Here is a 234-nt window from a genome sequence, read left to right as displayed (position 1 = left end):
TACGTGATAAAAAGATTGATGGCATTACGGATCTTCGTGATGAGTCTGACCGTAACGGTATGCGGATTGTGATTGAGCTTCGCAGAGACGTGAATCCGGGTGTTGTGCTGAACAACCTGTACAAGCATACAGCGATGCAGTCCACCTTTGGGATTAACATGCTCGCGATTGTAAATAAAGAACCTAAAATTCTGAACCTGCGTGAAGTGTTGTATCACTACTTGCAGCATCAGA

Annotated in this window: 1 protein-coding gene; it reads left to right on the top strand. The window is 44.4% G+C overall.

All coding sequences use genetic code 11. The features are described 5' to 3' along the window. The coding region (locus tag B0E34_RS22865) for a DNA gyrase subunit A (protein ID WP_133059890.1) at positions 1–234 on the top strand (234 nt) is incomplete at both ends.

It is taken from the genome of Chryseobacterium mucoviscidosis (assembly GCF_002177115.1).
GTDB classification, from domain to species: domain Bacteria; phylum Bacteroidota; class Bacteroidia; order Flavobacteriales; family Weeksellaceae; genus Chryseobacterium; species Chryseobacterium mucoviscidosis.
This window is presented reverse-complemented; position numbering and strand designations above follow the sequence as displayed.